The organism is Pseudomonas sp. URMO17WK12:I12 (assembly GCF_000514395.1).
Taxonomy (GTDB): Bacteria; Pseudomonadota; Gammaproteobacteria; order Pseudomonadales; family Pseudomonadaceae; genus Aquipseudomonas; species Aquipseudomonas mucoides.
On sequence record NZ_AZVV01000020.1, the window covers coordinates 74,254 to 93,100 of the forward strand.

Sequence of the window (18,847 nt, forward strand, 5' to 3'; positions counted from 1 at the left end):
AGAGGCGCTTATAGTAACGACTTTTCGCAGATCAGGCTTGCCCCAATACCAGCCGGTCAAGACACCCAACCTGTGGGAGCGAGCTTGCTCGCGATAGCGGTGTGTCGTTCAACACTGATGTTGAATGTAATGGCCTCATCGCGAGCAAGCTCGCTTCCACAGGTTTTGCACTGAGTCCAGAGCTGACTGTGGTCTGCAACGCCCCTATTTCTTACATTGCACGAGAGCCATCCATGCCCTTATCCGCCAACGTTTCCGCTGCTCCGATTGCCCGCAAGGCCGAGGGCGATGACCCGTATGCCTGGCTGCAGGAGCGCGACACCGATGCGGTGCTCGACTACCTCAAGGCTGAAAACAGCTATCAAGAGGCGTTGACCGCCGATCAGGCCGGCCTGCGCGAAACCCTGTTCGAAGAGATCAAGGGCCGGATTCTCGAAACCGACCTGTCGCTGCCCTCCCCTTGGGGCCCGTACCTGTATTACACGCGGACCACCGCCGGTGACGAATATGCCCGGCACTACCGCTGTCCACGCCCGGCTGATGACAGCCTGCAACTCGACGAAAGCCAGGAACAGTTGCTGCTGGACCCGAACGAACTGGCCAACGGCGGCTTCTTTTCCCTGGGCGCGTTCAGCATCAGCCCGGACCACCAACGCCTGGCCTACAGCATCGACTCCACGGGCGATGAGATTTACACGCTGTTCGTGAAGGAACTGTCCGACGGTCGAGTCAGCGAGCTGGAGTTCCAGGATTGTGACGGCAGCATGACCTGGGCCAATGACAGCCTGACCCTGTTTTTCGGCGAACTGGACGACACCCATCGCCCGCACAAACTGTTCCGCTATCGACTGGACGGTACAGCCGCCGAAGAAGTGTTCCATGAAACGGACGGACGCTTCTTCCTGCATTGCTACCGCTCCAGCTCCGAACTGCAACTGCTGCTGTCCCTGGGCAGCAAGACCACCAGTGAAGTCTGGGCGCTAGACGCCGCCCTGCCGCATCAGGCCTTCACCTGCCTGGCGCCACGGGTCGAGGACCATGAATACGACGTCGACCACGGCGCCCTCGACGGCCAATGGGCCTGGTTCATTCGCACCAACCGCGACGGCATCAACTTTGCCCTGTACAGCGCGGTCGATACCGGCGTGGCGCCGACCGAAGCCGACTGGCAGAACCTGATCCCCCACAGCGACAGCGTGATGATCGAAGGCATGAGCCTGAACACCGGCGCCATGACCCTGAGCCTGCGTGAAGGTGGCTTGCCGATCATTGAAGTCCACCCACAAGGCCTGGCGCCTTATCGCGTGCAATTGCCGGACGCGGCCTACAGCCTGCATGTCCAGAACAGTCTGGAGTTCGTCAGCGACAGGATCCGTCTGCGCTACGAAGCCCTGAACCGTCCGGCGCAAATCCGTCAGCTGGAACTGAACAACGGTGAGCAGAAAGTGCTCAAGGAAACCCCGGTGCTCGGCCCGTTCGACGCCGATGCCTACGTCAGCCAGCGCCTGTGGGCCACCGCGCCGGACGGGACACAAGTGCCGATCAGCCTGGTGGTCAAACGCGAGCACCAGGGCCAACCCGTGCCGTTGTATCTCTACGGCTACGGCGCCTACGGCGAAAGCCTCGACCCGTGGTTCTCCCACGCCCGCCTGAGCCTGCTGGATCGCGGCATGGCCTTCGCCATCGCGCATGTGCGCGGCGGTGGTGAATTGGGCGAGGCGTGGTATCGCGCCGGCAAGCAGGAGCACAAGCACAACACCTTCAGCGACTTCATTGCCTGTGCTGAGCATTTGATCGCCAACGGCTTCACCACCGCGCCGCAACTGGCGATCAGCGGCGGCAGTGCCGGTGGCTTGCTGATTGGCGCTGTGCTCAATCAGCGCCCGGAATTGTTCGGCGCGGCGATTGCCGAAGTGCCGTTCGTCGACGTGCTCAACACCATGCTCGACCCAGACCTGCCGCTGACCGTCACGGAATACGACGAATGGGGCAATCCGCAAGAGCCGGACGTTTATGATCGGATCAAGACCTACGCCCCCTACGAAAACGTCACCGCGCAAGCCTATCCGGCGACCCTGGTGATCGCCGGCTACAACGACAGCCGTGTGCAGTACTGGGAAGCGGCCAAGTGGGTGGCGAAATTGCGCGCGACCAAAACCGACAGCAATACCCTTCTGCTCAAGACCGAACTGGGCGCCGGGCATGGCGGGATGAGCGGTCGATATCAGGGATTGCGTGACGTAGCGCTCGAATACGCATTTTTGTTCAAGGTTTTGGGCATGGCCTGAGGAACTTGGCCCGGTGTGCCGGTCTTAAGACCAGCCCCCGGGCCCGGTACAACACCTATCTCCTGTAGGAGCCGGCGGTGCGACGATTCGACCTGCCCGCGATTGGGGCATCACATTCAATATTGATGTTGAATTTGATGGCCTCATCGCGAGCAAGCTCGGCTCCTACAGGGATTAGTGGAGAGCTCAGGACCTTGACCAGCAACAGACACAAGAAAAAGACCGTGACGACATGTCAGAACCGACCTTACTGAACAACGAAATTCGCGATTGGCTGATGGACTGCGGCCTGTTCGACCAATTGCTGCCCGCCGACTTCGCGGCGGCCTCGGGTTACTTCAGCATCAGCACCGTGGCGCAGGGCGAGGAGATTTTCCACGAGGGCGATGCCGGCAGTTTCATGTGCATCATTCACACCGGCCAGGTGGCGGTGCAAAAAACCAACGGTGACGGGCAGCTGGTAACCATGGCCACATTGCGCAGCGGCCGCTCGTTCGGCGAGATGGCCGTGCTGGATGGCGAACGACGCTCAGCCAGCTGCGTGGCCGCCAGCAACTGTCAGTTGCTGAACCTGGGCAAGGACTCGCTGGAAAAGATGATCAACGACGCGCCGAAAATCGCCGCCAAGATCATTCGCGCCCTCGCCGTCTCCCTTTCCAAACGCTTGCGCATGGCCGACGGGCAACTGCTTGAGCAGCAGGTTTAACCGCCCGGCGATTTGGCTTTCGACGGGTTTTGCTCGATCCTCGGCACGGGCTGGTCTTTAGTCGGCGGGCTGGGCATTTCAATCGGCACCAACGGCGGACCACCACTGCCCGGCCCGGCTTTTGGCAAGGACGGCGCAGTGATTTGCGGGTACGGGGTCGGTGTCGCGGTGCCGGGCGAACCGGGCATGGGCGCGGGGCTGACAGGGATGGATTGCAGCGTTTGCGCCTGCACAGCAGTAATCGAGAGCGCGGCCAGAGCAATGGCCGTTAGAATAGTGCGCTTCATCAATGGCTCCGTTGGCCTTGTGGTCACTTTCAGGCTACTCCCAACGGCGTCCGTTTGCCCTCACCGTTTTTGCCAATCCTTCTCAAGAGAGCCCCATGAAACGTTTCGTTCTGCTCGACACTGCCCCTATCCCTGAAAACGGCGGTGCCCTGTGCCTGTTCGAATACGGTGAGGATTTCGTCATCAAGATCCAGGGTGGCGACGGCGGGCAACTGATGAACACCCGCATGCACGGCTCCGAAGATGCGTTGGCCGAGATTCCGTGTCGCAAAGTCGCCGGCCGGCCGAATTCTCGCGTGCTGATCGGCGGTCTGGGCATGGGCTTTACCCTCGCCTCGGCGCTCAAGCATTTGGGCAAGACGGCCGAAGTGGTGGTCGCCGAGCTGGTGCCGGGTGTGGTGGAGTGGAACCGAGGTCCACTGGGCGAGAAGGCCGGCAACCCGTTGCTCGACCCGCGCACCGTGATCCGCATGGAAGACGTGGCCAAGGTATTGCAAGCCGAGCCGCAAGGCTTCGACGCGATCATGCTCGACGTCGACAACGGCCCCGAAGGCCTGACCCAACGAGCCAATAGCTGGCTCTATTCCGCCGGTGGCCTGAGTGCCTGCGCCAAGGCCCTGCGGCCCAAAGGCGTACTGGCGGTGTGGTCGGCCAGCGCCGACAAGCAGTTTTCCGACAAATTGAAGAAGGCCGGTTTCAAGGCCGAGGAAGTCCAGGTCTTTGCCCATGGCAACAAGGGCACGCGTCACACCATCTGGATTGCCGAGAAGCTCAAGGGCTGAGCTAAACTCACGTCATAACCGTCATTAGTCTTTTTTACAAAGGTGAACCCATGAGTTCGTCCACCCCGACCAATACTTCGAAGCTGGACCGCATCCTCGCCGACAACCAGCGCGACAAGGAAATGGGCTACCGCGACAAGGCCCTGAAGATGTACCCGCATGTGTGCGGCCGCTGCGCCCGTGAGTTTTCCGGCAAGCGCCTGAGCGAACTGACCGTGCATCACCGCGACCACAACCACGACAACAACCCGCAAGACGGCTCGAACTGGGAACTGTTGTGCCTGTACTGCCACGACAATGAACACTCGCGATATACCGACCAGCAGTATTTCGGCGAAGGCTCGCTGAGCACGCCGAAAATCGCCAAGGCAACGCATAACCCGTTTGCGGCGTTGGCTGGGTTGATGAAAAAAGAAGACTGAAGTCGACTGACCCCATGCCTGATCATTCCCACGCACTGCGTGGGAATGCAGCCCGGGACGCTCTGCGTCCCATCTAGAGCCGAACGCAGAGCGTCCGTTGAGGCATTGCCACGCGGAGCGTGGGAATGATCACTGAACACCCCTCCCCCAATCCCCGTATAATCGCCGTTTTTTCCCCGAAGGCACCCCGCTCGTGGCAGATAAACGGTACAGCTGCATTGGTTTGTATAACCCCAAATCACCGGAAAACGTCGGTTCGGTCATGCGTGCCGCCGGCTGCTATGGCGTGGCGTCCGTGTTCTACACCGGCAAACGTTATGAACGCGCCGCCGACTTCGTGACCGACACCAAGCGCGTCCACTACGACATCCCGCTGATCGGCATCGACGACCTGAAAAAAATCCTGCCGCTGGGCTGCGTGCCGGTGGCCGTGGAACTGGTCGAAGGTGCGCGCTCCCTGCCGGAATACACCCACCCCGATCGCGCCCTCTACATCTTCGGCCCGGAAGACGGCTCGCTGGATAAAGAGATTCGCGACTGGTGCGAAGACGTGGTCTACATCCCGACCACCGGTTGCATGAACCTGGCGGCCACCGTCAACGTCGTGCTTTACGACCGCATGTCCAAAGGGCTCAACACCCGTTCCGGGGCGAAATTTCGCTGATTCGACGCACATCCGATGGAACAAGCCGCCCGCCCCGGCAGTCAGCTTAACTATCCACGACGACGCAGCCCTTCCTGCCAGGAGAAAGATCATGAGCGAACTCAAACGCGTAGAACGCATTGAATCCACCCCGTTCCAGAGCCGTTCCGAGCACAACGTTTACGGTTGGGAGCGCGCAGGCTCCGTGGCCGGTGGCGTAGTGATGATGGGCAAGGGCCTGCGTCGCGGCGGGATTTTCGGCTTGATTCAAGTGGCGATCGGCGGTGTGGTACTGGCCCGCGGGATCACCGGGCACAGTTCGGTCAAAAGCATGATCGAGAAGAGCCGCCAGGACATGGACAACGTGCGGGCGAAAATTGAGCGGGCCGGGGAAGAATTGCGCACGTTGAAGGCAAATGCCGAGGCGGCGACCAAGACGGCTACGGTGACGGGGAATGATTCGTTGAAGTCGCCGAAGACAGGGGTTTGATCCAGAAAAAGTATTGAGGCTTAGGGCCTCATCGCGAGCAGGCTCACGCCTACAGTTGATTTGTGGTGTACACAAAATCCTGTAGGAGTGAGCCTGCTCGCGATGGCGGTATCATTGGAGCAACTCGGTATCGAGAACTTTGGAAGGCTCGCCAATGACGCTCTCGGCGAGCTGAACAAACTCCTTGGTATCGACACTCTCCAGATGCATCGCCCCGCGTAACACATCATCCAGCGATCGCTTGTTACGCGTCTTCAAGCGAATTTCGCGATCCAGTTCCTGTAGCATCACCACCGCTTTCGACACTTGCGCCGGACTGATCTGGTCGCCACGCACGGTCGTGACCTTCTGGCTGTCCTTGACCAATTTGCCATGCAGGCTTTCATACCGTTCATCGCTCATGCCGCCGGCGCGGCGCACCAGTTCGATGGAGTAGTACTCGGCAAACCCTTCGCTGATCCATTCGCTGCGCTGTTTGTCGTTGATCCGTGCGAACACCTGCGCCAGTTCACGCACCAGCGCGCTGCTGCCGTTTTCGCTGACCAGCGCAAGACGTGTATTCAAGTAGATCGACTCGTGCGCGGCCTGGCTACCGCGCCACATCGGGTCGTTGGCGCCGACAATCAGCAGTTTGCCTGGATGACGCGGAAACACAGCTTGCACTTGCGGCCAGACGAAGGTCAAAAGCGTCAGCACGTCCATGCGGCGCATGCCCTGGCCCTGAGGCGAAGTGACGGTGACTTCGGTTTCGCCCAATCGGGTGCGCCGGCTGCCGAGATGACCGGCGAGCATCCAGCCGGTGGGCCGGTCGAACAATCGGGACACGTTGTCGATGCGAAATTTATTCTTGCCGATTCGCGGCCAGGCGGTTTCGACGCTTTTCCAGCCGGTCGGCAACTCGAACTCAAGGCGCGAAACCAACTCGATGCCGTCCTGTTGATCGAGTCTGGCGGCGGGCACCAGGTCATCACCACGCATCAACGCCCAGGTCGGTGTCATGCGCGTATCGAAACTGCCGTTTTTGCGCCCGTGGCTGATACGCACGCGGTAGGTCAGGCTGGCCTTGTCGGCGGCAGGATGCCAAACACCCCGTGCGGCTTTGCCCGGCGTGAGTTGCCATTGGCCGTCGGCCTTGAAGTCGCTGTAGTGGCTGCCGTCGCCCAGGTCAAAATCCAGGCTGCGCACCGCCGAACCCTGCGCCAGTGTCAGGCGTACTTCCGCCTGATCGCTTTGCGGCAACAGGCGCACGTGGTAATCCAGATCGACTTTCTTCGCCGCCCACACGGGCGAACTCAGGGCCACTAGCCCGACTGCCAACGCCAGCCGCCATCCCACAGCCATACACACTCCTTAGTGAAGCTGAATCTGTCAGCCATTAACCCGCGCGGAATATCAGGTGATCTTCCCAGTCATCTTCAGGCACGCTGCCTTCGGCGAGCATGCGCCCGGATTGTGAAATTCGTTGGTGGTGCACCGCATCGCGGTCGCCGCACACCAGATGGTGCCAGAGCGGCAAGTCCTTGCCTTCACTGACCAGGCGATAGCCGCAGGTCGGTGGCAGCCATTTGAACTCGTCGGCCTTGCCCGGCGTGAGCTGGATGCAGTCCGGGACGAAATCACGCCGGTTGGGGTAATCGGTGCACTGGCAGGTTTTCAGGTCCAGAAGTTTGCAGGCGATGCGCGTGTAATAGACGCTGTTGTCGTCTTCATCTTCGAGTTTTTGCAGGCAGCACAGGCCGCAGCCGTCGCACAGCGACTCCCATTCCTCTTGATCGAGTTGATCGAGGGTTTTGCGTATCCAGAACGGTTCGACTTTGGCGGCCATGGCTCAAGCATCAACATCAGGTGGTGAAAAGGCCGCCAGTCTAGTGCCAAGGCCCTTGCGGGCCAAGCATTGGCGACTGCCGGTAGAACGGACTTGTCAGTTTTTGCGCCGCCCAGTAGGGTTTTGCGTCGCTCCCTCACTTCAAACGTAGCAAGGAATCTCTTGATGAGTGCCAATCCACGCGTTGCCGACTATGCCATTCACCCGCAATTCACCGATCGCTGGTCGCCCCGCGCGTTCACCGGCGAAGCGATTCCTGAAGAGACCCTGCTGAGTTTCTTCGAAGCTGCGCGCTGGGCACCGTCGGCCTACAACTCGCAGCCTTGGCGGTTTCTCTACGCGCGTCGCGACACGGCAAACTGGGAGCGTTACCTGGGACTGCTGAACGAATTCAACCGCAGCTGGGCACAACACGCCTCGGCGCTGGTGATCGTGATTTCGAAAACCACCTTCATCGCACCGGGCGCGACTGAAGAAACCCCGGCGCTGTGGCACACCTTCGACACGGGTTCGGCGTGGGGGCACCTGGCGTTGCAAGCGAGCCTCAGCGGCTGGCACACCCACGGCATGGCCGGTTTTGATCAGGAGCTGACCCGCAAGGAGCTGAACATTCCGCAAGGTTATGCACTGCACGCCGCCGTGGCGGTGGGCAAACTGGGGGATAAGGCGACGCTGGCGGATTACCTGCAAGCGCGTGAAGAGCCGAGCCCGCGTCGCCCGTTGAGCGAACTGGCCGCTGAAGGCGACTTCACCCTCTAACAACACCGCAAAACCGATGTGGGAGCGAGCTTGCTCGCTCCCACATTTGATTGAGGGTGAACTCAGTAGCCGCGCTCGAAATCCACTTCTCCGCGCAGCGCTTCACCCGCCTCGTAAGCCCGCAGGTTCTCGACAAACAAATTCACCATCATCGATGGCGAGGTCGGTGCCGAGCTGTGACCGGTCAGCAGCAAGCCCCAGGCCGTCCAGAACGGATGACGTTGCGGCAGCGGCTCCTGACGGCAGACATCAATTACCGCGCCCGCCAGATGCCCTTCTTTCAAGGCTTCGACCAGATCGGCATCGACCACCGCCACACCGCGACCGACGTTGATGAACAACCCGGTCGGCTTGAATTGCTTGAACAGTGTCGCGTCGTACAGGTCGTGGGTGTTCGGGGTATTGGGCAGCAGATTGATCACGTAATCCACTTCGCCGACCAGACGCGGCAAATCCGCCAGCGCGCCGACTTCGATAAACGGTGCCTGCTCGCGAGCTTCGCTGGCAATGCCGTACAACTCGACGCCAAACGGCAGCAGAAACTTCGCCACGGTCTGGCCGATGTCGCCGGTGCCGACGATCAACACTTTGCGCCCCGCCAGGCTTTGGCCCTGGCGGCTGTCCCATTTGCGCTCGACCTGACTGACCAGCCGCGCCAGCACTTCGCGTTCGTGGCCGAGCATGTAGGTCAGCACGTATTCGGCCATGACCTGGCCAAAAATGCCGACCGCGCGGGTCAGGCGATAGTGACGGGGCAAGCCGTCGACCAGCAGCGGCGTGATGCCCGCCCAGGTCGATTGCAGCCATTGCGGCTCATGACCCTGACGCAACAGGGTGGCCAGCAGATCCGGTTGACCCAGCCAGACCGGGCAATCAGCCGCCAGACGGGCCAGTTCAGCGGAGTCGCCACTGGTGAGCACTTCCAGCTCAGGTGCCGCCTGACGCAGCAATTGTGCATATACCGGGTGGTCGTGTTCAGCAATCAGAACGCGCATGTTTCAAACCTTTCAAAAGCCGTGCAGACGACCGCCGAGCGAGTATGGTTCCCTCGTCGCGGTCATCGCCAAAAATCATTCCAGTGTTTCACACAGACGCTGAACAGAGCCTGTCTGCCGCTTACATCGGGTCGTTGCGGCGCAGCAACTCTTCCGGCAAGTGTTCGATGTATTCGTCTTCGGCCGGTGGCATTTGCAGGTGGTAGCCCTGCTTTTCGAGGTTTTCCAGGACCACCGTGATGTCCTCGCGCGACAGCTTGCGCTCGGGGGTCAGCACCAGATCGAACGCGTGGTGCGGTTTGCCGAAGGCGGCCATCAATGATTCCGGGACGCGCTCCAGTGCATCGCTTTTGAGCACATAGAGGTACATCTCGTTTTTTTTCAGGCTTCGGTAGATCGAGCAAATACGTTTCAAGGCTGTTCTCCGGCGGTGGCCAGGCTGTCGAGCAATGCCTGGCCCATCAATTCGCGGCGCCAGCCACGCAGCGAATCAGGCAATTGGTATGGACCATTGGGGAAGCCGCTCTTGAGCAGCGCTTCCAGGGTTTTCTTGCGCAGCATCAGTTCCGGCGCGATGTTCAAGCGTTCGGCTTCGGCCTGACCAATGGCGCGCAGCTGTTTGACCAGCACGGCGGCATCCACCGGCAGCGGCTCCGGCACAGCAGGCGGCCATTGATCGGGCGACACACTGCCGGCGCGCTTGATCAGATCCAGCAGAAACTCGCCATCCTGACGCACGGTGCGCGGGTGCATGTCTTCGATTTTCGCCAGCGCGCCGAGGTTGTCCGGCTGAGTCCGCGCCAGCGGCCACAGGGAGTGCTCACGGACAATGCGGTTGCGCGGCAAGTCACGGGCACGGGCCTCGCGCTCACGCCAGGCGCACAGTTCACGCAACACGGCGAGTTGGGCGCGGGACAGTTTCCAGGCCAGCTTGGCATCGCGATAAACCTCGTACGGGTCGACCTCGCGGCGCAGGTTGGCCACCAGCTCAGCGCCGTCGTCCAGGACCCAGTTGTATTTGTCCTCAGACAGCTTCGGACGAAGCTGTACGAAAACCTCCGCCAAGTGCAGAGCATCTTCGGCGGCGTAGCTGATCTGGGTGTCGGACAGCGGACGTTGCAACCAGTCGGAGCGGGTTTCGCCCTTGGGCAGGTCGATGCCGAGCACCTCTTGCACCAATCGCGAGTAACCCATGGAGAAACCCAGGTTCAGGTAGGCGGCCGCCAGTTGCGTATCGAACAGCGGCGCCGGCAGGCTGCCGGTCAGGCGCAGCAAGACCTCGAGGTCTTCACTGCACGCATGCACGACTTTGACCACCGCCGGGTTTTCCAGCAACGCGGCCAAGGGCTTCCAGTTGTCGATGGTCAGTGGGTCTATCAGGTAAGCGCGTACGCCATCGCCGATCTGCAGCAGGCCTGCAATCGGGTAAAAGGTGTCGACCCGCATGAATTCGGTGTCGAGGGCAACGAATGGCAGTTGCTGCCACTCGGCGCAAAACTGACCGAGGCTATCGTTGTCGCGAATCCAGTGAATATCGATGGCCACACGGCTCTCCCTTGAAGAATGGCGCGCAGTATATATCGCCCCCGGCGATTTCCGCGCATCACTGAACAAGAGCTTTAGCGAAAAGACCTGCCCGACAGCAATAAATGTCTGACAAGCGGAGACTAACTGGTCTTACTGAGTACGTAGACCCGCATCCACCTGCAACCCGGCAGGACGTCCTGATGGCTCAGCACCCGGAAACCGGCTTGCTTGAAGTCCGCTTCAATCTCGGCCTTGCTGACCGGCTGCGGGGCGTTAACGGCCTCCGTCTCTGGTCGGCGCAGATTAAAATAGCCGTCGATCCGAGCCGCCACAATTACCGTATCGCGACTGACCCGGTGGAATTCCTGGAGCATGACCATCCGATGTTCGGCGCAGGTGATGTGCTGAAACAGTTGCATGCAAAAAATGCAGTCCACCGCATTGACGGACAAGCCCAGGCTGAACGCTGAGCTCTGAAAGGTCTTGATCCGCTTGAGCAGGCTTTGCGGATGGTGAGTCTGCGCATGGTTAAGCATGTCCTGGGACGGGTCCGACGCGAGGATCACGCGGTTTGCGTGCTCGGCCAGCACCGGCCAGAAGCGCCCGGCACCGCAGGCCACGTCAAGGATCAACCCCGGCTCGCCCGCCACCTTGAGCGCATTGCGCACCAGGTTTTCCTCGCGCCAGAACGCCAGGCGCCCCATCAGGCTACGCGGTTGCGGCTGACGGCAGACGCGGGCGTGTTCCTGATCGTAGCGCCGGGCGAACTCAAGCTCGATGGCGGATGTGGGTTGCGCAGACATGTGCAATTGACCCTTGATGATGACTCTTGCGACCGCAAGTTAGCGGCCAGTGTCTGAAAAAGTTGAAGCGTTCAATCCTTGGCCAACACGCCGTCGACCACCGCACCGCGACAGCCGGCAAACATATCCAGATCCTGGTTGTAGACCTTGCTGTTGACTTCCAGCAGCCCCAGCATCGAATGAAACAGGTTGTCCTGGCTCAATGGCTTGTCGCGACTCAGTTGCAGGCAATGTGTGTTTACCGAGAACGACTTCTGATAACTGTCGGAGAACCACGCCAGCATGGCCACGTGTTTCTGTTGCTCCGGCGCCAGCATGTAAGGCGTGCCGTGCAGGAACAGATTGTATTCACCCAAAGATTCGCCGTGGTCGGACAGGTACAGCATCGCGGTATCCACTTTCTCCTGGTTCTTGCGCAACAGATCGATCAGGGTCGACAGCACGTGGTCGGTGTACACCAACGTGTTGTCGTAACCATTAACGATACTTTCGCGACTGCAATTGTTCAGCGCGTTACTTTCACAAACCGGCGTGAAATGCTCGAACTCTTTCGGGTAACGCTTGAAGTATTCAGGGCCATGGCTGCCCATTTGATGCAAGACCAACACGGTGTCTTTATCGAGTGTGTCGATGAAATGTTGCAAACCTTGCAGCAGGATTTCGTCGCGGCATTCGCTGTTGGCGCACAGCACCGGGTCTTTCAGGTTGCTTACGTCGTCGATGGTGACCCGGTCGCACGTGCCTTTGCAGCCCGACTGGTTGTCACGCCAGATCACGTCCAGGCCGGCCCGTTTAAGCACATCGAGCAGGCCCTCTTCATTCTTCGCCTTGCTGGCGTTGTAGTCCTTGCGGCCCATGTTGGAGAACATGCACGGCACGGACACGGCGGTTTCGGTGCCGCAGGAATGCACATCGGTAAACGAAATCAGGCCGGCTTCTTTACTCAGCTTCGGGGTGGTGTCGCGGCCATAGCCCAGGATGCCGAAGTTCTCGGCCCGGGCGCTTTCGCCCACCACCAGTACGGTCAGGGATTTGCGGCCATGGGATTGCCAGACCGGGTTCTTCTGCGCGTCTTCGCCGATTTTGACAAAGGGTTGATGGGCAGACGCAACCTGTTCACGCAAGTAACCAGCGGAGGCACCAATGTAGTTGCTCGGCACAACCATCAGGCGCAACTCATGGTGATTACGGAACAAAGAAGACAAGCCCTGATAGTTAATCAGGGCCACGCCGCCTATAACGACAGCGGACACAACACTTACCAACACCTTGCTTAATAACTCGTGGTGCCAGCGACGATAACTGATCGGTGTCTTCCACAATAACAACGACGGCAAAACACCCAGGAACAGGATATACGCCAACAACTTCAACGAGAGCAAGTCTCTTACTTCCGTCGCATTGGTTTGTGCAAAGTTACGCAACATGCCGGTGTCAATCAGTACACCGTATTGGCTCATGAAGTAGGCCACCCCGGCGCTGATCATGAAGATCAGCGTCAGGACCGGCTTGAGCACACGCTTGAACGCCAGAAAGGTCAGTATAATGTTGAAAGCCGCCAGAATCATCGCCCCGAATGCCACGCGCACGACGATGCCTTTACCGTCGGCTGCGGTGATTTCAAACAGGTGCTGCCACAACACAAAATTGAAGGCAGTTAACAAAAAGGCGCTGGCAATCAGTGTCACCCATTCCGGGCGCACGGCTTTAATCTTCAACATGGTGATCGGCTGTTCCTGAAAAGAAGTGCCTACGGCAAATGTGAAAATTTCATTGACCGTGACAACACTAATGTTAAGCAGCCAACCATCAATTTTTTGTGAAAAAGAAGCCAACGAATAGTTGGCTTATTAAACCTGCGACCAACGTTATGAATAATTGAGAATGGTTCAGGCCTGGTTCAGGTACCAGCGCCAGTCCTGCTCGCCGACCTCGCCCATGAACTGTCGATACTCGGCGCGCTTAACGGCCAGGTAGACGCCCAGAAAAGGTTGTCCGAACGCTTCACGCGCCCAGGTCGAGCCTTCCAGCGCGCGCAACGTGGTCAGCCAATCGGTCGGTAACAGCTCCGTGGCCTGGGCGTACCCGTTGCCTTCCACCGGCGCACCCGGGTCGAGTTGTTCGCGAATACCGCGATGGATACCAGCCAGTATCGCCGCGGCGGCCAGGTACGGGTTGGCATCAGCGCCGCAAATACGGTGTTCGATGTGCCGGGAAAACGCCGGCCCGCCAGGCACGCGCAGACTCACCGTGCGGTTATCCACGCCCCAGGTCGCCGCCAGGGGCGCATAGCTGTTGGTCTGGAATCGCCGGTAGGAGTTGGCATTCGGGCAGAACAACAGCAAAGAATCGAGCAAGGTACTGAGCATGCCGCCGACCGCTTGCCTGAGCAACGGCGTGCCGTCCGGGGCTTCGCTGGCGAACAGGTTGTTGCCCTCTCTGTCAGCGAGGCTGACATGCATGTGCATCCCCGTGCCCGCCAGATCGTCGAAGGGTTTGGCCATGAAGCAGGCCGTCATCCCGTGCTTGTGGGCCACGCCCTTGACCAATCGTTTGTAACGCACGGCTTCGTCCATTGCCTGTAGGGCATCGGTGCGATGTTCGAGGGTAATTTCCACCTGCCCCGGCGCGTATTCGGAAATCGCCGTGCGCGCCGGAATGCCTTGCAGCTTGCAGGCGCTGTAGAGATCGGCCAGAAACGGTTCGATCTGCTCCAGTTCACGCAAGCCATAGACTTGCGTCGTGCGCGGCCGCCCGCCATCGACATCCCGCGCCGGTTGCGGCCGCCCGTTGCTGTCGCGCTGCTGATCCAGCAGATAAAACTCCAGCTCCGCCGCCATCACCGGGTAGTAACCGTCGGCTTGCAGGCCTTCGATCACTTTCGCCAACAAGTGCCGGGGATCGGCGATCGTCGCCGGCATGCCTTCTTTGGGGTGCATGCTGACTTGCACCGCCGCTGTCGGAATCAACCGCCACGGCATGCGCGTCAGGCTGCCGCTGATCGGGTAAGCACGGCAGTCAATGTCGCCAACGTCCCAGACCAGTCCGGAGTTTTCCACGTCGTCGCCATTGATGGTCAGGCCCAGAATGGTGCTCGGCAGCGGCCGACCGCTCTCGTACACCGCCAGCAGTTCATCGCGATGCAGCAGCTTGCCCCGTGGCACACCGTTGTTGTCGAGGATGAACAGCTCGAACATTTCAATGTCCGGGTTCTGTTCGAGAAAGGTCAGGGCTTCTTGCGGGGAGGCGAACGAGGTCGTGGCACAACTCATGGGTATTCTCTTTTTCCGCGTCAGGCAAACGCGCAGGCGTCGCCGAGGTGATCCAGCGCATGGCGCGGGACCTGTCAGAACAATCAACGGGAAATACAGGAATCCGGGGGGCGTGCGTGACGGCAATGCCACAGCGCCCAGAAGGCCAGCTCGGAGGGAAGTGCGACGGGACAATCGCCCATAGGTAAAACCGTAGAGGACAGATGAGCGGCAGCGTCACACGGGCGGTCAGGTCTTTAAATCGGGATTTGAAGAACCTTGGTTGCAGATGGACTAAACAATCATCTCCAAACACCCTGATGGCTGAGGTATTTAATTTTTAAATAGTGCTGCGGATTATCTGATTTGCGGCCGCCAGCCCTGGCGTGCCTAATCGGGGCCTTGTTTTTGAAGGCCTGTTTGATGGAAAACGTTCGCGCGACGACCCGCCCTGCCCTTTGGCTGATGTTCAGCATCATGCTCGTCGCTCTTAACCTGCGTCCGTCGATGGCGGCGGTCGGGCCCTTGCTGTCGTCGATTCGCGCGGACATTGCGCTGAGTTTCAGCATGGCCTCGCTGCTGACGATGCTGCCGGTCATGGCCATGGGCCTGGCGATGTTTTTTGGCTTGCGGGTCAGCCAACGCTTCGGCGAACAGCGCACGGTGGTGCTGTCGCTGTTGATCATTGGCGTGGCCACGGCGTCGCGACTGTTTCTCGATTCGGCCGTCGAACTGATCCTCAGTGCGGTGCTGGCCGGTGTCGGTATTGCGCTGATCCAGGCCCTGATGCCGGCGCTGATCAAGGCCCGGTTCAGTGACAACGTCGCCCTGTGCATGGGGCTTTATGTCACGTCGATCATGGGCGGCGCGGCGATTGCAGCCTCGTTTGCGCCGCTGGTCATGAACCAAAGTGGTAGCTGGCGCCTCGGCCTGGCGATCTGGGCGGCGCTGGCCGTGATGGCCCTGCTGCTATGGTCTGGCCTGCGTGGCGAATCTACGGCACGCTCGACGCAATCAACCCGCCGGCCGAGTTTTTTCGCCAATTCCCGCGCCTGGTTACTCGCCATCTTCTTCGGTCTGGGCACCGCGTCCTACACCTGTGTGCTGGCCTGGCTCGCGCCTTACTACGTGGAACAAGGCTGGAGCGAGCAACACGCCGGGTTGCTGCTGGGCTTTTTGACGGCCATGGAAGTGTTGTCCGGGCTGGTGACGCCTGCCATTGCCAATCGCAGTCGTGACCGGCGTCTGGTGCTGGTGGTGTTGCTGGCGCTGATCATGGCCGGCTTCTGCGGGCTGATTCTCTGCCTGCAACAGTTGAGCCTGCTCTGGCCGTGCCTGCTGGGGCTGGGCATCGGCGGGCTGTTCCCGATGAGCCTGATTGTATCGCTGGATCACCTCGATGACCCGCAACGCGCCGGCGCCCTGACGGCATTCGTGCAAGGCATCGGGTACTTGATCGCCGGCCTTTCACCGCTGATGGCCGGAATGATTCGTGACCAACTGGGCAGTTTCGAATGGGCCTGGTGGGCGCTGACAGGGGTCGTTGGGTTGATGATCCTGATGGTCCTGCGCTTCGACCCGCGGCATTACCACCAACACATCGACTGATCGGCGCAGAAACTTCCTACAAGGCATTCTCCTGGCACCATCGTTCCGTTAGGATCTTTCGCACACGTTTGCGCATTGATCGCGCACGGAACACAGCGAGACAGAACGGATGCTGAACAGTAACTTGCTTCGAAAGCTCGACATGCAGGACCTCATGGTGTTTGTCGCCGTGTACGAGCAAAGCAGCGTCACCGGTGTGTCGGAGGCGCTTTGTGTCAGCCAGTCCACGGTGAGTTACTGCCTGAAAAAGCTGCGGACCAGTTTTGAAGACGAGTTGTTTATCAACTCCCGCACCGGCATGCGCCCCACCTACAAAGCCAGCACCATGTACGCGCATGTGCTGAAAATTCTCGAAAGTATCAACCTGTGCCACGCCAGCACCCAAGCGTTCGACCCGACCTTGCAAGCGGTGACGTTCAACATTTGCGCGCCGGAGTACTTCGAGCAGTTGATTCTGCCGCGTCTGCTCAAGCGCTTCGATTTCGCCGACCTGCCGGTGATGGTCAACATGCACAAGTTCGAAACCGACATCCCGGTCGACGAGTTGCGCGATGGCCGCCTCGACCTGGTGATCTGTTTCGGCCCGAATTTCCATCGCAGCCACACCGACTTCAAATCCCGGCTGTTACTGGAAGATGATCTGGTCTGTGTGTTCGACAAACGCGCCACGCCACTGGAGTCACGGCTGAGCCTGCAAGCCTTTGTGCAACGCCGGCATGTATTTCCAACCCCATGGACGTCCAGCACCAACATGGTCGACGGCTGGCTGGCGCAACAGGCGCACAAGCGGCAGATTGTCGCGCGAGCCAACAGCTACAGCGCGGCACTGAAGATGATCACTGGCACCGACTACATCCTGACCCTGCCCCGCCGTATCCAGCAATTGCTCGCCAACGAGGCGATCTTCAATCATTGCGAAGCGCCCAATGGCCTGCCGGGTTTCACCCTGGACATGCAGTGGAGTCAAAGTGCCGATCAGGACAGTGCCAACACCTGGCTGCGCGAGCAGGTGATTGACGTCTGTGCCGAGCAGGTGGCCTGAATTCAGGGGGTGATGGCGGTCTTGGTGTAGGACTCGCGATCGATATCGAGGATTTCCACGCACAACTGCACTTCGACACCGGTTGGCCATTCGCACAGGTCCTGGACCACCGCCAGCAGGCTTTCCGACAGCTGCTGTTTGATCTGCGGTGAGCGACCGCTCAACAGCGCCAGTTTCACATGCACAAACGCCCGTTCATTCAACGCAGTGCCGACCTTGAAGGTCTCGACCTTCAGTGCCCGACTCTTGATGTCGAACTCTGCCGCAAACTGACCGGACGCCACCAAGGCATTATTGAGCCGGATCAACGCCACGTCGGCGTTCAGCCCAGGCAGGTTGGCGGTGTATTCCATGTGCACGTGTGGCATGACGCGGCTCCAGATAGTGGGCAGAAAGATCCTACGTATAACACAGCGCTGTCTGACTCACTCGGGCAGCGGCAAGGGTGGACGTTCACTCATGAACACCTCCAGGCGCGAACGCAACCAGCGTTCGGCGGGGTCGGTATCGACATGGCTGAGCCAGACCATCGACAGGTCCAGGGTCGGGGTCTTGAACGGGAACGGTTCCTTGAACAGCAAACCGGTAGCCGCCATGGCGTCGGCCGTGTAATCCGGCAGGCTGGCAATCAGATCGGTGCCCGCGAGCAAGGCCGGCAACGAGCTGTATTGCGGCACGGACAGGACCACCTGACGCGTCCGGCCAATCTCGGCCAGCCACTCATCGGCGTAACCACTGACGTTCGCCGTGTGGGAAACCAGCACATGAGGGCGTGCGCAATATTCATCAAGCGTCAGCGGTGTGTCGGACGCATCGGCGCGCAGGATGCTTGGCTGAATGTGGCGCAACAATTTGCGCTTGGCGTTGGCCGGCAGGCCGCGGGTCTGGCTGATGCCGACCGTGATGTCGCCGGACGCGAGCAAGTCCGGTATGCGCCAGTAATCGACGTGCTGAACCACAAACACCACCTTCGGCGCTTCCCGGCGCAAGGCGCGCAGCAACGGAGGCAGCAGGCCGAACTCGACGTCATCTGACAGCCCGATGCGAAACGTCATGGTGCTGCTGGCCGGGTCGAAACTGTGGGTCAGGCTCAACGCCACCGACAACGAATCCAGCGCCGGTGACAGGTACTGAATCAACTCCTCGGCGCGGGCCGTCGGTTCCATGCGGTGGCCGACACGGATGAACAGCGGATCGTTGAACATCGCCCGCAAGCGGTTGAGCGCCGAGCTGATGGTCGGCTGACCGAGAAACAGCTTCTCTGCCACCCGCGTCACGTTGCGCTCGAGCATCAACGTTTCGAACACCACCATCAGGTTGATGTCCGCCTTGCGCAGCTCATTACGATTCATTCCTTGCCCCCGGTCCCCAACACATGAGGCAGTGTAGAAAGGCCCGAGGGAGGCGTCTATGTCCAGC

General features: G+C 59.9%; 20 protein-coding genes. 9 read left to right on the top strand and 11 right to left on the bottom strand.

From position 1 onward, the window contains the following. The first annotated feature begins 233 nt into the window (after positions 1 to 233). Positions 234 to 2,288 carry a S9 family peptidase gene (locus D882_RS0125530; protein WP_027925867.1) on the top strand — a complete coding sequence of 685 codons (2,055 nt, stop codon included), beginning with the start codon at positions 234 to 236 and terminating at the stop codon, positions 2,286 to 2,288. A gap of 232 nt (positions 2,289 to 2,520) precedes the next feature. Continuing rightward, positions 2,521 to 2,994, top strand: coding sequence for a cyclic nucleotide-binding domain-containing protein (locus D882_RS0125535; RefSeq protein WP_027925868.1), 474 nt, complete (start codon positions 2,521 to 2,523; stop codon positions 2,992 to 2,994). On the opposite strand, the gene D882_RS0125540 is transcribed toward D882_RS0125535, so the two are convergent. Further along, complete coding sequence (locus D882_RS0125540; RefSeq protein WP_027925869.1) at positions 2,991 to 3,281, bottom strand: hypothetical protein; 291 nt, start codon at positions 3,279 to 3,281, stop codon at positions 2,991 to 2,993. The genes D882_RS0125535 and D882_RS0125540 overlap by 4 nt on opposite strands. A gap of 95 nt (positions 3,282 to 3,376) precedes the next feature. Here D882_RS0125540 and D882_RS0125545 point away from each other — a divergent pair, with 95 nt between their 5' ends. From D882_RS0125545 to D882_RS0125560, 4 genes are all read left to right on the top strand, one after another. After that, a complete protein-coding gene (locus tag D882_RS0125545; RefSeq protein ID WP_027925870.1) occupies positions 3,377 to 4,063 on the top strand; it encodes a spermidine synthase in 687 nt (228 codons plus the stop codon). A gap of 50 nt (positions 4,064 to 4,113) precedes the next feature. After that, the gene (locus D882_RS0125550) at positions 4,114 to 4,485 is read left to right on the top strand and encodes a YajD family HNH nuclease (protein ID WP_007944009.1); all 372 of its coding nucleotides are present in this window, start codon (positions 4,114 to 4,116) and stop codon (positions 4,483 to 4,485) included. A 193-nt stretch (positions 4,486 to 4,678) separates the two neighbouring features. Beyond that, positions 4,679 to 5,149, top strand: coding sequence for an RNA methyltransferase (locus D882_RS0125555; RefSeq protein WP_008153126.1), 471 nt, complete (start codon positions 4,679 to 4,681; stop codon positions 5,147 to 5,149). A gap of 91 nt (positions 5,150 to 5,240) precedes the next feature. After that, positions 5,241 to 5,618, top strand: coding sequence for a DUF2892 domain-containing protein (locus D882_RS0125560; protein WP_027925871.1), 378 nt, complete (start codon positions 5,241 to 5,243; stop codon positions 5,616 to 5,618). A 111-nt stretch (positions 5,619 to 5,729) separates the two neighbouring features. Here D882_RS0125560 and D882_RS0125565 read toward each other — a convergent pair whose 3' ends face one another. Then, positions 5,730 to 6,959: a hypothetical protein gene (locus D882_RS0125565; protein ID WP_027925872.1), complete on the bottom strand. Its 1,230-nt coding sequence runs from the start codon at positions 6,957 to 6,959 to the stop codon at positions 5,730 to 5,732. 34 nt (positions 6,960 to 6,993) lie between these two features. Then, entirely contained in the window at positions 6,994 to 7,443 is a 450-nt protein-coding gene (locus tag D882_RS0125570; RefSeq protein ID WP_027925873.1) for a YcgN family cysteine cluster protein, read from the bottom strand. 165 nt (positions 7,444 to 7,608) lie between these two features. On the opposite strand from D882_RS0125570, the gene D882_RS0125575 reads away from it, so the two are divergent. Further along, a complete protein-coding gene (locus tag D882_RS0125575; protein WP_027925874.1) occupies positions 7,609 to 8,202 on the top strand; it encodes a nitroreductase family protein in 594 nt (197 codons plus the stop codon). Positions 8,203 to 8,264: 62 nt separating this feature from the next. On the opposite strand, the gene D882_RS0125580 is transcribed toward D882_RS0125575, so the two are convergent. The 6 genes from D882_RS0125580 to D882_RS0125605 all read right to left on the bottom strand — a co-directional run bounded on the left by D882_RS0125580 (position 8,265) and on the right by D882_RS0125605 (position 14,799). Next, the gene (locus tag D882_RS0125580; RefSeq protein ID WP_027925875.1) at positions 8,265 to 9,197 is read right to left on the bottom strand and encodes a D-2-hydroxyacid dehydrogenase; all 933 of its coding nucleotides are present in this window, start codon (positions 9,195 to 9,197) and stop codon (positions 8,265 to 8,267) included. A gap of 121 nt (positions 9,198 to 9,318) precedes the next feature. After that, positions 9,319 to 9,612: a YcgL domain-containing protein gene (locus D882_RS0125585; RefSeq protein ID WP_007898694.1), complete on the bottom strand. Its 294-nt coding sequence runs from the start codon at positions 9,610 to 9,612 to the stop codon at positions 9,319 to 9,321. Continuing rightward, complete coding sequence (gene rnd, locus D882_RS0125590) at positions 9,609 to 10,742, bottom strand: ribonuclease D (RefSeq protein ID WP_027925876.1); 1,134 nt, start codon at positions 10,740 to 10,742, stop codon at positions 9,609 to 9,611. The genes D882_RS0125585 and rnd overlap by 4 nt, the downstream gene beginning before the upstream one ends. 122 nt (positions 10,743 to 10,864) lie before the next feature. After that, positions 10,865 to 11,527: a class I SAM-dependent methyltransferase gene (locus D882_RS0125595; RefSeq protein ID WP_027925877.1), complete on the bottom strand. Its 663-nt coding sequence runs from the start codon at positions 11,525 to 11,527 to the stop codon at positions 10,865 to 10,867. A gap of 71 nt (positions 11,528 to 11,598) precedes the next feature. Beyond that, on the bottom strand, positions 11,599 to 13,248 hold the full coding sequence (locus tag D882_RS0125600) for a phosphoethanolamine transferase (protein ID WP_027925878.1): 1,650 nt from the start codon (positions 13,246 to 13,248) through the stop codon (positions 11,599 to 11,601). Between the two features lie 168 nt (positions 13,249 to 13,416). Continuing rightward, positions 13,417 to 14,799, bottom strand: coding sequence for a glutamine synthetase family protein (locus D882_RS0125605; protein WP_027925879.1), 1,383 nt, complete (start codon positions 14,797 to 14,799; stop codon positions 13,417 to 13,419). Positions 14,800 to 15,201: 402 nt separating this feature from the next. On the opposite strand from D882_RS0125605, the gene D882_RS0125610 reads away from it, so the two are divergent. Both D882_RS0125610 and D882_RS0125615 read left to right on the top strand, forming a co-directional pair. Further along, positions 15,202 to 16,386, top strand: coding sequence for a cyanate transporter (locus tag D882_RS0125610; protein WP_027925880.1), 1,185 nt, complete (start codon positions 15,202 to 15,204; stop codon positions 16,384 to 16,386). A gap of 109 nt (positions 16,387 to 16,495) precedes the next feature. Beyond that, complete coding sequence (locus D882_RS0125615) at positions 16,496 to 17,428, top strand: LysR family transcriptional regulator (protein ID WP_027925881.1); 933 nt, start codon at positions 16,496 to 16,498, stop codon at positions 17,426 to 17,428. 2 nt (positions 17,429 to 17,430) lie between these two features. Here the strand turns inward: D882_RS0125615 and D882_RS0125620 are convergent, their stop codons facing one another. Together D882_RS0125620 and D882_RS0125625 are read right to left on the bottom strand one after the other, a co-directional pair. After that, positions 17,431 to 17,796, bottom strand: a complete 366-nt coding sequence (locus D882_RS0125620; protein WP_027925882.1) for a 5-carboxymethyl-2-hydroxymuconate Delta-isomerase — start codon at positions 17,794 to 17,796, stop codon at positions 17,431 to 17,433. A 57-nt stretch (positions 17,797 to 17,853) separates the two neighbouring features. Then, positions 17,854 to 18,780, bottom strand: coding sequence for a LysR substrate-binding domain-containing protein (locus D882_RS0125625; protein ID WP_027925883.1), 927 nt, complete (start codon positions 18,778 to 18,780; stop codon positions 17,854 to 17,856). Positions 18,781 to 18,847 lie beyond the last annotated feature (67 nt).